Origin of the sequence: uncultured Granulicatella sp. (genome assembly GCF_963528315.1) — a bacterium.
GTDB lineage: Bacteria > Bacillota > Bacilli > Lactobacillales > Aerococcaceae > Granulicatella.
Genome location: NZ_CAURVV010000014.1, coordinates 20,378 through 33,204 on the forward strand (window position 1 = coordinate 20,378; position 12,827 = coordinate 33,204).

12 protein-coding genes are annotated in these 12,827 nt (G+C 33.1%); 11 read left to right on the top strand and 1 reads right to left on the bottom strand.

The window, feature by feature from the left end:
• Positions 1–7: 7 nt before the first annotated feature.
• The gene (locus RYK07_RS04800; RefSeq protein ID WP_314852643.1) at positions 8–250 is read right to left on the bottom strand and encodes a ferredoxin; all 243 of its coding nucleotides are present in this window, start codon (positions 248–250) and stop codon (positions 8–10) included.
• Between the two features lie 226 nt (positions 251–476).
• Between RYK07_RS04800 and RYK07_RS04805 the strand changes: the two genes are divergently transcribed.
• The 11 genes from RYK07_RS04805 (at position 477) to RYK07_RS04855 (ending at position 12,704) form a co-directional block, all read left to right on the top strand.
• Positions 477–1,064, top strand: a complete 588-nt coding sequence (locus RYK07_RS04805; protein WP_314852644.1) for an SAG1386/EF1546 family surface-associated protein — start codon at positions 477–479, stop codon at positions 1,062–1,064.
• An 81-nt stretch (positions 1,065–1,145) separates the two neighbouring features.
• Positions 1,146–1,805: a (d)CMP kinase gene (gene cmk / locus RYK07_RS04810; protein WP_314852645.1), complete on the top strand. Its 660-nt coding sequence runs from the start codon at positions 1,146–1,148 to the stop codon at positions 1,803–1,805.
• Between the two features lie 130 nt (positions 1,806–1,935).
• The gene (gene rpsA, locus RYK07_RS04815) at positions 1,936–3,129 is read left to right on the top strand and encodes a 30S ribosomal protein S1 (protein WP_314852647.1); all 1,194 of its coding nucleotides are present in this window, start codon (positions 1,936–1,938) and stop codon (positions 3,127–3,129) included.
• A gap of 71 nt (positions 3,130–3,200) precedes the next feature.
• Positions 3,201–4,514 (top strand): ribosome biogenesis GTPase Der, encoded by a 1,314-nt coding sequence (gene der, locus RYK07_RS04820; protein ID WP_314852648.1) that lies wholly within the window; start codon positions 3,201–3,203, stop codon positions 4,512–4,514.
• 137 nt (positions 4,515–4,651) lie between these two features.
• Positions 4,652–4,930, top strand: a complete 279-nt coding sequence (locus RYK07_RS04825; RefSeq protein ID WP_006702317.1) for an HU family DNA-binding protein — start codon at positions 4,652–4,654, stop codon at positions 4,928–4,930.
• A 103-nt stretch (positions 4,931–5,033) separates the two neighbouring features.
• Positions 5,034–6,308, top strand: coding sequence for a tetratricopeptide repeat protein (locus RYK07_RS04830; RefSeq protein ID WP_314852649.1), 1,275 nt, complete (start codon positions 5,034–5,036; stop codon positions 6,306–6,308).
• 12 nt (positions 6,309–6,320) lie between these two features.
• Positions 6,321–6,848 carry a YpiB family protein gene (locus tag RYK07_RS04835; protein WP_314852650.1) on the top strand — a complete coding sequence of 176 codons (528 nt, stop codon included), beginning with the start codon at positions 6,321–6,323 and terminating at the stop codon, positions 6,846–6,848.
• Positions 6,849–6,867: 19 nt separating this feature from the next.
• The gene (locus RYK07_RS04840; protein WP_314852652.1) at positions 6,868–8,079 is read left to right on the top strand and encodes a CCA tRNA nucleotidyltransferase; all 1,212 of its coding nucleotides are present in this window, start codon (positions 6,868–6,870) and stop codon (positions 8,077–8,079) included.
• Positions 8,080–8,190: 111 nt separating this feature from the next.
• Positions 8,191–8,664 (top strand): hypothetical protein, encoded by a 474-nt coding sequence (locus RYK07_RS04845; protein WP_314112559.1) that lies wholly within the window; start codon positions 8,191–8,193, stop codon positions 8,662–8,664.
• 535 nt (positions 8,665–9,199) lie between these two features.
• Positions 9,200–11,947, top strand: a complete 2,748-nt coding sequence (locus RYK07_RS04850) for an AAA family ATPase (RefSeq protein ID WP_314852653.1) — start codon at positions 9,200–9,202, stop codon at positions 11,945–11,947.
• A gap of 1 nt (position 11,948) precedes the next feature.
• The gene (locus tag RYK07_RS04855) at positions 11,949–12,704 is read left to right on the top strand and encodes a hypothetical protein (protein WP_314852655.1); all 756 of its coding nucleotides are present in this window, start codon (positions 11,949–11,951) and stop codon (positions 12,702–12,704) included.
• The last annotated feature ends 123 nt before the right edge of the window (positions 12,705–12,827 follow it).

Below are 12,827 nucleotides of genomic sequence, written 5' to 3' on the forward strand. Positions count from 1 at the left end.
TTTTAATTTAAAAAGGAGAATTCTTTCGTTTGATGGCTCCTGTTGGACAGTGGGTGTAGGCTTCTTTAAAAGCTTCCATTTCTTGTTCAGGAATTGGTAGGGTTCCGGTATTATCGTCATGTTTCATGAACGCTATACCATTATTATCATATTCAAAAAGATTACTTGCTTTTAGTTGGCAAATTCCACAAGCAATACAACTTTCACAGTCAACTTTTCCATAAATTGATTGTAGTTTTTTTGAAACCATAAATCTCCCTCCAATTATAAATATGATATTTGTAGTTTTAGTGTCTCACATTTCAAAAAAATTTTCAAAACATTTAAAATTTTTAAAAAAAGCAATGACAATCACAAAAAATGTGCTAAAATATTATCTATAGATTGAAAAGATTGCATATTATTACGAAAATGTGCTATAGTTTTAAATGAATAAAGTCTAATGACGACAGTGGTTGAATTTAGGAGGATTTTTAATGAGTGATAATTTAAATAATGAAAGAAGCCCAAAAGAAGAACAACCATGGGATCGCCAATTTGGTGAAGATACGCAGAAAGCACGTCAATACTCACGTAGTGCTCGTAACTCTAATGGTAAAGCAGTAGCACCATTATTAAGTGTGTTATTATTTGTATTTATCGTTGTTGTAGTATCTCCATTATTATTTATGATGTGGTTCTATTGGTCAAGTTCAAAAGCTGAAGTAAAACCTCGTACAGCAGATGAGGTAATGTTAACAAAAGTTGTTGAAATAACAACAGCTGAAACAACGACAGCTGAGGCAAAATCTACTGAAACAAAAGCTAATGAAACAAGTGTAACATCTACTACAGTAGCACCATCGGATGCAGCTAGACAACAACAAAGAGAACAAACTACTGCTGAAGCGCAAACTTCTCAAAATGGTGCTTATGGAACATATACTGTTCAAGCGGGTGAAACATTATATAGAATCGCAGTAAACCATGGTATGGATGTAGCAACATTGAAATCTATTAATGGATTATCAGGTAATAACATTTCGCCAGGAATGCAATTAAAAGTATTACAACCAAGACAATAACAGCTAAAGGCTGGGCAGCAAGTCCAGCCTTTTAGGTTGTTATAGGGCAAAATAATTAAGAAATTAAAGGAGATATAAGTTATGCAAGTTGCAATTGATGGACCGGCTTCGTCTGGAAAAAGTACCATTTCAAAATTAATTGCGAAAGAAAATCATTTTGTTTATTTAGATACTGGAGCAATGTATAGAGTCGTAACTTTGGCAGTATTAAGAAATAAAATTTCTATAGATGATCATGAAGCAATTGAAAAGTTAGTTCAAACGATTGAAATTGGATTTTCAATGCAAGATGGAAAACAAAGTGTATTTATGAATGGTGAAGATGTAACAGATGAAATTAGAAGTGTGGAAGTCACTAAAAATGTTTCAGCTGTTTCAGCTATAAAAGAAGTTCGTACTAGATTGGTTCATTTGCAACAAGAAATTGCAGAAAATCATTCAATTATTATGGATGGAAGAGATATTGGAACAGTTGTACTTCCGCAAGCAGAAATTAAAATTTTCCTAGTTGCAAGTGTAGAAGAACGTGCTAAACGTCGTTTTATTGAAAATCAAGAAAAAGGCATTGAGATGTCTTATGAAGAATTAGTGGAAGATATTCGTAGACGTGATCATATTGATTCTACTCGGAAAGAATCACCACTAAGAAAAGCAGAAGACGCGATTGAAATTGATACAACTACAATGACGATTGAAGATGTCGTAAAAACTGTGACCGCATTGATTCAAAAGAACCAATAACATAGGCGTTTTAAAAGGATATTACTAGAATTGTGATACAAATAGTGATATGATGTAAAAAGGAGAAAAAATTAATTTTTAGAATAATTTTTTCGTTCGAATGAATGGTTGCGTAATAGGAGGAAGTCAAATGTCAGAATTACAAACAATGCAAGATGCGCTTGATATTGTAAAAGATATCCAAGTTGGAGACTTAGTTCAAGGAGAAGTACTAGTTTTACAAGATAAACAGGCTATTGTTGGTATTATTGGTGGAGGTGTTGAAGGTGTCATTCCTTTTAATGAATTATCAGCAACTCCATTTGATAAAGTAGAAGATGTCGTAAAAGTGGGAGATGTATTAGATTTAGTAGTTATTAAACCTATTAAAGATAAAGAAAACGGTAGTTTCTTACTTTCAAAACGTCGTGTAGATGCTCGTAAAGTTTGGGAAGAACTTCAAGCAAAAGCAGATAATCATGAACAAGTTGAAGGAACTGTAAAAGACGTAGTTAAAGGTGGATTAGTTGTAGATGCAGGTGTGCGTGCATTTGTACCAGCTTCAATGATTTCTGACCACTTCGTTTCAGATTTAAAACAATTTAAAGGTCAAACATTAGTATTTGATATCGTTGAAATTTTACCAGCAGATAATCGTTTAATTTTATCACGTAAAGAAATCGTTGCTAATGAAAAAGCAGCAAAACGTGCTTCTGCGCTAGAAGCTGTTTATGAAGGAGCTATCGTTACAGGTAAAGTTGCTCGTTTAACAAACTTTGGAGCTTTCATTGATTTAGGAGGAATTGATGGATTAGTTCATGTTTCTGAAATTTCTCATCAACATGTATCAAAACCAAGTGATTTCTTATCAGTTGGTCAAACTGTAGAAGCAAAAGTAATTGGACTAGATGCTGAAAAAGGTCGTGTTTCTCTATCAATTAAAGAAACAGTTGCTGGACCTTGGGACAATATTACTGAGCGTGCAGCAGTTGATTCTACATTAGTAGGAACTGTTAAACGTTTTGCAGCATTTGGAGCATTTGTTGAATTATTCCCTGGAGTAGAAGGATTAGTTCACATTTCTCAAATTGCTCATAAACATATCGCAACTCCTCAAGAAGTTCTTCAAGTAGGACAAGAAGTATCTGTTAAAGTTTTAGACGTAAACGAAGCTGAAAAACGCATTTCATTAAGTATTAAAGCTTTAGAAGAAGCTCCAGTTGTTGAAAAACCTGAAGTTGAAGAAGTTGTGGAAGAAGAATACGTGTTACCTGAAGAAGATGTTACATTTTCATTAGCAGATCGTTTAGGTGAACAATTATCTGAATTAGTTGTTGAAGACTAATAGTAAATATTAAATTTGGGTGAGGTTGGGAAAAACTCCCAGCCTCATTTTTTGAGAAAGGAGGAATTTTGATGTCAACACCAGTTATTGCGATTGTAGGCCGTCCAAATGTTGGAAAGTCTACTATTTTCAACCGAGTTGTTGGTGAAAGAATTTCGATTGTAGAAGATATTGCTGGAGTAACGAGAGATAGAATTTATTCTGAAGGTGAATGGTTAGGACATCAATTTCATATTATTGATACAGGTGGTATTGATATTACTGATGAACCATTTATGTCAAATATTCGTATGCAAGCTGAAATTGCAATGGAAGAAGCAGATGTCATTATTTTCTTAACAAGTGTAAAAGAAGGTGTCACATCAACGGATGAACATATTGCAAAAATGCTTTACCGTACGAATAAACCTGTATTATTAGCGGTGAATAAGGTCGATAATCCAGAATTACGATCTGATATTTTTGATTTTTATGCATTAGGATTTGGTGAACCATTCCCAATTTCAGGAAGTCATGGATTAGGACTTGGAGATTTATTAGATGCTGCTGTAAAAGCATTTCCTGACCATGATGATCAAGAAGATGATACAGATGTGATTCGTTTTAGCTTTATTGGTCGTCCAAATGTAGGAAAATCAAGTTTAGTAAATGCAATGCTTGGAGAAGAACGTGTGATTGTATCAAATGTTGCAGGAACAACTCGTGATGCAATTGATACAAGTTTTACGGATGAAGAAGGTACGATTTTTAAAATGATTGATACAGCTGGTATTCGTAAAAAAGGACGTGTTTTCGAATCTACCGAGAAATATAGTGTTTTACGTGCATTAAGAGCGATTGAACGAAGCGACATTGTTTGTGTTGTCTTGAATGCAGAAGAAGGTATTCAAGAACAAGATAAGAAGATTGCAGGTTATGCTCATGAGGCAGGTAAAGGTGTTATCATTTTAGTCAATAAATGGGATACTTTAGAAAAAGATAATTCTACATTTAAAGAATTCGAACAAAATATTCGTAAAGAGTTCTTATATTTATCTTATGCACCGATTTTATTTGTTTCAGCTAAAACGAAACAAAGATTGGTGAAAATTGCTCCATTATTAAAAGAAATTCATGAAGTTCGTTCTAAACGTATTTCTTCATCAATTTTAAATGATGTATTAATGGATGCTATCGCAATGAATCCAACTCCTACGGATAAAGGAAATCGATTGAAAATTTACTACATGACACAAGTGGCGATTCAACCGCCAACATTTGTTGTTTTTGTTAATGATGTGGAATTAATGCACTTCTCATATGAACGTTTCTTAGAAAATCGAATTCGTTCTGCCTTTGGTTTTGAAGGAACACCAATTCATATGATTGTTCGACAAAGAAAATGATAAAATCGTGTATAATTCGTTGAAAGTCCGCCAATCAAATGGTATACTTGTTTAGAAATCAACAGTAAGGTTTCCAGTATTATTGGACCACTCAATAAGTACTGAATTATTTCTTATGTGATGGAGGTGAATCTAACATGGCAAATAAAGCAGAATTAGTAGATCGCGTAGCTAAAAAAACGCAATTAACAAAGAAAGATGTTTCAGCAGCAGTTGATGCATTATTCGAAACAATTCAAGAAGCATTACAAGCAGGTGAAAAAGTACAAGTTATCGGATTTGGTAACTTTGAAGTACGTGAACGTGCTGCTCGTAAAGGACGTAACCCTCAATCAGGAGAAGAAATCCAAATCGAAGCTAGCAAAGTTCCTGCATTCAAAGCAGGTAAAGCTTTGAAAGATGCTGTAAAAAACTAATCAGTTTATTATGATATTTTCATAGAAACTATTTCATAAAGGTGCTATATTAGAGTTAAATTAATATAGCACCTTTTTTGTTGCCTATAGAAATGGAGAAATTATGAAATCAATCGTTGAACAAATTCAAAATGCATTAGAAGAACAAGAGTTAGAAAAAGTATATTCACTTTTCAATCAATTTATGGAAGAAGTGACAGAAGATAACATAGAAGAATTAATTGATTTAGCTGCCTTTAGTGCAAGTAGTGGATTTTTTGATGAAGCAAGACAGGCGTATTTATTATTAACGCAATTTGAACCAGAAGAATCTGCTTGGACCATTCTATTAGCAGAAATTTTAGTGAATCAAGGGGAATATAATCAAGCTTTATCTGTTTTATATGATATTCCTGAAGATAACCTGAATTATCCAAGTGTTTTAGTGATTTTATCGGAATTATATAAAGCACAAGGTTATTATGACGTAGCTGAAAGAAAGTTATTACTCGCAAAAGAATTAGCTCCTGAAGAATCTATTTTAGATTTTTATTTAGGAACTTTATTGTTTGAATCAGGTTCGATGGAGCGAAGTGTTCAGTATTTAGAAAGATTTTTAAAAAATTCTCACGAAGAAACTGGGGAAGAAAATCGTGCAAGAGAATTATTAGTGGAAGCTTCTTTAGAAATGGGGAATGCAGAACCTTTACAGGAACTACTGTCAGATGAAGGATTAGAATCAGCTTCGAATGAATTATTAATCAGTATTGCAAAACATGATATCCAAGAAGGAAATTATGATCATGCAGAAAAAATTTATCAAGAAGTGTTATCTCGTGATGAAGAAAATTATGAAGCCTTACTAGGATTAAGCCATATTCAAATGTTTAAGCATGATTATTTAAAGGCTATTATGAGCTTATCTAAAATTACAGAAACTTATCCATATGAGAAAGATCCATTCTTTAGTTTAGGCGTTTCTTATTTATCGATTGGACAAATGGAAAAAGGACAAGAAGCCTTAAAACAAGCTTATGAATTATCCCCTGAATCATTTGAAATTATGCAAGCTTATACAGAAATATTATTATATCAAGAAGAGTTTGAAGAAGTTCAAGATATTTTAGCAAGGGAAATAGAAGAAGGTTTAGAAAATGGGCAAATTTTCTATTTAATGGCAAGAGCAAAAGAAGGGCTAGAAGAATTCGAAGAAGCACTAGAGTTTTATCAAAAAGCTAGTGTGGAATTAGAAGATTCAGTAGAGTTTATTGTTGATTATGTAAGATTCCTTCGAGAGGAAGGCAGAATTGCTGAAGCAAAAGAGTGGTTAGAACATGGTCAACATCTTGAACCATTAAATGAGGATTTACAAGAATTACAGCAATATTTTGAAGCATAAGGAGTGGAGAAGATGTTTCAACCGAGTTTAGAGGATAAGAAAAACTTTATTTCATGGTTTGTGTCGAATCATGCTTTAAAAAGAAGAGAAGCCCTATGGATATTAAATTATTTATTAAATCATGAAATATTATTAAAACAAATTCATTTTGTTGAGCGAGTGGATTGTACCCCAAAAGGAATGTGGTTTTCGACAGAGAAAGCACCTGATGAATCGTTTTATTTTTATAAAGCAGGTTCACGTTTTAGTAATCCAGAACAAGCTTTCCATGATATTCGATTGAATTGGAAAGAAGAATGTTATATTGAAATGGAATTCGAAGATGCTTACTTAACGATGGTTAAATTTGGTATACTAGAAAAGAATCCTTTTTATGAGGAAGAAAGCTCTTCAGATGAAGAGGTACACCAAGCATTAACAGAAATTCAAACAAGTGTATTGAAACAAGAAATTTTAGCTCAAATTGATCAAGCGCTAGAAACTGGAAATCAAGAGTTATTTATTAAATTAACGGAACAATTGAAAGAACTAGAAAAGTAAGAGAAAGAGAGGCGAGTGAATGTCAATTCAAAAAGAACCATTATTTTTAGAAGCATTACCTGTAATGCAACAATTAGTTGATGCAGGATATGAAGCCTATTTTGTAGGTGGTTCAGTAAGAGATATGCTCCTTCATAAGCCTATTTCAGATGTAGATATTGCTACAAGTGCTACTCCGAAAGAAGTGAAAGAAATCTTTCCTCATACAGTGGATGTAGGAATTGAACATGGAACAGTAATGGTGATTCATCATAAAAAAGGTTATGAAGTCACTACTTTTAGAACAGAAGAAGGTTACGAGGATTTTAGACATCCAGATAAGGTAACTTTTGTTCGCTCGTTAGAAGAAGATTTAAAACGTCGTGATTTTACGATTAATGCTTTAGCGATTGGGATTGATGATCAATTAATGGATTTCTTCGATGGAATTGGGGATTTAGAGCGTCAATGTATTCGCTGTGTTGGAGATGCAAAAGAACGTTTTAATGAAGATGCATTACGTATGTTTCGTGCGGTACGTTTTGTTGGTCAGTTAGGATTTCAAGTTGAAGAGGAAACGAAGAATGCTATTTCTCTTTTGAAAATGAATTTATCTAAAGTAGCTGTGGAACGAATGAAAGTGGAATTTGAAAAAATGATTCAAAGCCCTTACCGTAAAGAAGCGTTGCAATTATTTGTTGAAACGGGCTTATACCAAGCGTGTCCATTATTTGATGGAAAAGACAAAATTCTTTTGAAATTAGCTGAATTTCCTTTAAAAGAGATGAGTGTCTTGCAAGCTTGGATTTTATTCGTAGATGAATTAAATTTGAGTGATAAAGAAGTAACTCACTTATTGAAATCTTGGAAGTCTTCAAATGAACAAATTCGAGATGTATTAGTTGGATATAGAACTTATCATGAAAGAAAAAATGATGAGTGGAATTTCTTTTTAGCTTATGAGTGTTCATATGAAGTTGCCTGTGAAGTGGAGCGATTATTGATTGCTCAAGGAAAAAGTACTTCCATGGAAGGATTAGAAGCTACGTATCAGTCGTTACCGATTCGTTCCATGAATGATATTCAATTGAATGGTCATGATATTATTCGTATTTTAAAATTAGATAAAAAAGGCCCGATTATTGGACAAGTATTAAAAACGGTTGAAAAAATGATTTTAGAGCAAAGTATACAAAATGATGCAGAAATTTTGGAATCTTATGTTTTAACTCACTTTGGAACTGGAAAGTGAATAATCATTGAAAATATTTGTGTTCAATGGTAAAATTCGAAGAGTAAAGAATAAAAAAGTGTTTTCACTGATCATAACGGTGAGAACATGCATAAAAAAGGAGAGACTTTTATGAAAAAAGTAATGTCAGGATTACGTTTTGTATTCCGTAACGGAGAAACATGGACGATTAACCGTCGTTTAATTGGAGATTTATGGATCAAACAAGTTACAACATCGTTTGGTCGTATTAATGGAAGTGAATTCCAAGAAATTCATCCATGTGAATCATTACGTATTGAAGTGTTTCCTGAAGCAGACCACGTAATGTCTGAAGACATTAACTTAGGTGGATTAGAATTAGGAATGTTCGAACGTGTTAAAAAATATAGCGATATCGAATTAATGGATATTTTATATTTAGATAGCGATCATCCAAAATCAGATGTGATTGTTTCTACAGATCGTGTATACTTCCCATATAGCCCAGTAGATGAAGATGGAAATGACAATAAATACCAAAGTTCAGCTATTGGAACACATGGTCACTTATACATTGTAATTGACCCAGCTAAAACAGTGGAAGATATTTACCCAGAGATTTAATTACGAAGGACTTCTTGATATAGTAGTATAGGACGCCAGCAGCTTCGCGAAGCGAATCTCATGGCTAAAAATTGAGCCTTGGTCTCAATTTTTCCTTGTAAAAGTAGCCGTTTTCCGGCTACTTTTACGCATACTACTATAAGAAGTCCTTCTCCATTTTTACGTAAGGAAATGAAGGTACGTATGAGAAGAGGACTTTTTGATATAGTAGTAAACGACGGAAGCAGCCACCTACGGTGTCTCATTCCTAAAATTCGAGCCTAGGTCTCAATTTTTCCTGTACTAGAATCCGATTCGGATTCTAGTACTTATACTACTATAAGAAGTCCTTCTCCATTTTTTTGTGAGGATATGAAGTTACGTATACTACTATAAAGAGTCTTTCTCTTTTTTTAAGACCACTTTGGTCTTTTTTTATTTGCACTTATTTCTAGAATTCTAAAATATTCACCTGAAAACATCTGATAATAAATTGACAATAAAGAAGGAAAACAGGTAAAATAATCATGATTGAAACAAAAAAGAAGGTGAGTAAATGCCGACATATCAAGTAGGATATGATGATAATACATGGGAGTTTAATGATGCCATAGCAGCCGCTAAAGTAGGCGATGTATTGGAAATCCAAAAAGATTATTTCTTGAGATTCTCAACGGATGTTCCATATGAAATTACAAAAAATCTTACTTTTCTAGGATTATTAGACGAAGAAAATGGAGAATCATTCTTCACGAATAAATTTCAAGGCTATATTGCTCTTGACTGTGGAGCTTCCGTAGTATTTGAAAACATTTGGTTTACGAATGTTAAAAATACAACAATAATGAAAATTAATGAAAATTGCTCTGTCACGTTTAAAAATTGTGTCTTTGAATGTACGGAAGATCATAATGAAAATTATTTATTTTTTGCAAAAGATGATTCCTTTGTTACATTTGAAAATTGTAAAACATATTTTGTTAGTGATGAAAGTGATCAAACGATTTTCCTAAAAAATTGTTCTGTAACAGCGAATGATTGCTTTTTCCAATGGAGAACTTTTTGTGAAGGTTCACAATTGAAATTCACGAATACCATTTGTGAGAACTACTCAGGGAATGCCGTTTCTTTAAAAAAAGATTCACGATTAGAAGCTAATAATTGCCAATTTTATGGTGGCGATATGCTGAAAGGTTATCCAATGATTTGGGTCAGTGATTCTTCATTCCAATTAGATACTGGAATTATTGGTAAAGTAGATAGAGGACAAGGAATCTATTCTGAAAATAAAAGTGGCGTAACTTTGACGGACGTAACGGTTCAATCAATGGATTTGAGAGCAACAATTACTCGTTTAAATAATTGTAAAATTATGGATAACTTTGATTTAGGTCCAAATACTTATTGCTTTGCTGACGGAATGATTACATTCCAGTGTGAAAGTAAGTCAAGTATTCCATTAAGATTGTATTATTGCTCAACTATTTTTGCGAAACAACTTTTATTTGAAAAATCTCTTGAAGTGTCTATCAAAGGATTAGAATCTTCATTAATTCATGTTCAAGAATTGATGTATGCACAAGGTAGTTCGAGTGAATTAAACATTGATACAGATGAGAATTCGATTTTACATGCATCTGTTCGTCATACAAAAGGGGTCAGTGCAGAAGGAGATGAAAATGCTCCTAAAGAATTAGACAGTTATGAAGAATTACAAAGCCTAATTGGTTTAGAAGCTGTTAAAAAAGAAATCGATACATTAATTGGAATGGTTGATTATAATAAACAACGTGTTTTAAGAGGAGAACCACCTCAACAATTAGTATTGCATTCTATGTTTATGGGAAATCCAGGTACTGGTAAAACAACAGTTGCACGTTTAATGGGTAAAATCTTATTTGAGCGTGGAGCATTGTTTGGAGATACGTTTAAATTTGTGGAAGTTTCTGAATCAGATTTATTATCTGGATATGTGAATCAAACAACAACTCAAACATTAGCAAAATTAGAAGAAGCACGTGGAGGAGTTCTATTTATCGATGAAGCTTATTCATTAGATAAGAAGAGTACTAATGATACAGGTAAAGAAGCCATTACAACGATTCTTAAATATATGGAAGACCACAAAAATGAGATTATGATTATTTTTGCGGGATATACAAAAGAAATGGAGCAATTTTTACAAATTAATCCAGGATTGACTTCACGTGTTCCGAACCGATTAGATTTTGAAGACTATACTCCAGAACAAATTGTTCAAATGGGAATTAAAGGTCTACAAAAAAACAGCTATGAAATTGCAGATGTGGAGTACTACACACGTAAAGTGACGTTGGAATATAATCGTTCATTAGATCGTAGTAATGCGCGTTGGATTCGTAATTTTAATGAAAAAATTATTAAACAATTAATTGCTCGTGTTATTGCTGAGAAAAGCGAAGATATTTCACTCATTACAAATGCGGATATTGATGCTGTTCTTGAGATTGGTAAGTATCAAGATAATGGTACGAAGAAAGATGCTTGGGAAGAATTACATCAATTAATTGGTCTTCATAAAGTGAAAGAACAAGTAGAAGACTTTATTGCTCAAGCTGAAATGAATCGTAAACGTGAACAAGAAGGATTTGCAACTTCTGTTGCGACTTTACACTCATTATTCTTAGGAAATCCAGGTACAGGTAAAACAACGGTTGCTAGAATTGTTGCGGAATTATTGTATCAAAAAGGATTAATTGCTACAAATAAACTAATTGAAGTATCTCGTGGAGATTTAATTGGTGGATACCAAGGGCAAACAGCTATCAAAACAAGAGAACATTTACATGCTGCTCTTGGTGGAGTTTTATTTATTGATGAAGCTTATTCTTTAAAACATGGCTCTAGTGATAATTTTGGGCAAGAAGCCATTGATGAAATCTTGAAATTTATGGAAGATCATCGTCGTGATATGGTTGTCATTTTTGCAGGATATCATAAAGAAATGGCAGAGTTTTTAGAATCTAACTCAGGATTGAAGAGTCGTGTTCCAACGACATTTGATTTTGAAGACTATAGTCCAGATGAAATTGCACAAATTGGTGAATTTATTCTACAAGGTCAAGGATATCAATATGATGCAGAAAGTTATAGATCAGCTGTGAAGGAAGCTTATGCTGTAACTGATGACCATAGTAATGGACGTTGGATTCGTAACTTTAACCAAAAATTATTGGCACATATGTCTCGCCGTGTGACAAAAGATGAGTCGAGTGATTTTAATACGATTACAAGTGAAGATTTAGAAAAAATGAGGGAGGCATAAGATGACAGATTATGTAGCACCACCAAAAAGAAAAAAAGATTCTGATAATGATAATAAGGACTATGTAGTAGTTCCTAAAACAGATGATTACGTAGCTCCTCCAAAAAGAGATGACTATGTAGCGCCACCAAAAAAAGGACAATCAAATTCTTCAGATTATGTTGATCCGACTTCAGCTGAATGGAGAAAGAATCTAGTCTTTCAAACCAAACCTTCTTCAGAATATCCAAAAGAGGAACCAAAATTAGATCCTCAAATCATTCCTTATTCAGGACATGGTGGCTATTTTGATACACCAAAGCAAGACTTAAGTTTTTATATAACGGGTTATTTATTGATTTCACTATTCAATTATATTACTTCTTTTAATGAGTTAGGATTATGGGGAAAAATCTTCTGGCCTATTTATGTCTTACTTTCGAACTATACTTATTGTTGGTATATTGACTATCGTCGTTTCAAAGGTGGACTTTTAGGATGGTTCTTTACACCATATGGTGGAATTCGTGCTGGATATGCTGCTTCTGAAATCATGGATTATAGTACTGGAAAAGTCAAACGTGGACTATTTGGTGGCTATAAGATGAAAATGAAGAAAGATATTGGATCACATCTGCTTTCATTTTTAATTATTACGTTTATCGTAGAAATTATTAAATATTTTGTAGCAATTCCAGTTGCATTTATCTCGTTATTCTTCCATAAGAGTACAGTTCGTAAATATGTAAGAGCTAGCGAAGAGGCTGTTAGAGGATAGGACTTGCATTTTTAATAAAAATAGCGTATTATTTTGATATTCGTAGACGAGAACGTTCTATTTTTGATACAATTAGCGAGCTAATGATTGGTGAAAGTTTAGCATGTCCCTCAAAGATAGAAA

Coding starts and splice junctions, on each gene's coding strand:
- RYK07_RS04845 (WP_314112559.1), top strand. CDS start 8,191: ATGAAAAAAGTAATGTCAGGATTACGTTTTGTATTCCGTAACGGAGAA.
- RYK07_RS04805 (WP_314852644.1), top strand. CDS start 477: ATGAGTGATAATTTAAATAATGAAAGAAGCCCAAAAGAAGAACAACCA.
- der (WP_314852648.1), top strand. CDS start 3,201: ATGTCAACACCAGTTATTGCGATTGTAGGCCGTCCAAATGTTGGAAAG.
- RYK07_RS04825 (WP_006702317.1), top strand. CDS start 4,652: ATGGCAAATAAAGCAGAATTAGTAGATCGCGTAGCTAAAAAAACGCAA.
- cmk (WP_314852645.1), top strand. CDS start 1,146: ATGCAAGTTGCAATTGATGGACCGGCTTCGTCTGGAAAAAGTACCATT.
- RYK07_RS04800 (WP_314852643.1), bottom strand. CDS start 250: ATGGTTTCAAAAAAACTACAATCAATTTATGGAAAAGTTGACTGTGAA.
- RYK07_RS04840 (WP_314852652.1), top strand. CDS start 6,868: ATGTCAATTCAAAAAGAACCATTATTTTTAGAAGCATTACCTGTAATG.
- rpsA (WP_314852647.1), top strand. CDS start 1,936: ATGTCAGAATTACAAACAATGCAAGATGCGCTTGATATTGTAAAAGAT.
- RYK07_RS04850 (WP_314852653.1), top strand. CDS start 9,200: ATGCCGACATATCAAGTAGGATATGATGATAATACATGGGAGTTTAAT.
- RYK07_RS04835 (WP_314852650.1), top strand. CDS start 6,321: ATGTTTCAACCGAGTTTAGAGGATAAGAAAAACTTTATTTCATGGTTT.
- RYK07_RS04855 (WP_314852655.1), top strand. CDS start 11,949: ATGACAGATTATGTAGCACCACCAAAAAGAAAAAAAGATTCTGATAAT.
- RYK07_RS04830 (WP_314852649.1), top strand. CDS start 5,034: ATGAAATCAATCGTTGAACAAATTCAAAATGCATTAGAAGAACAAGAG.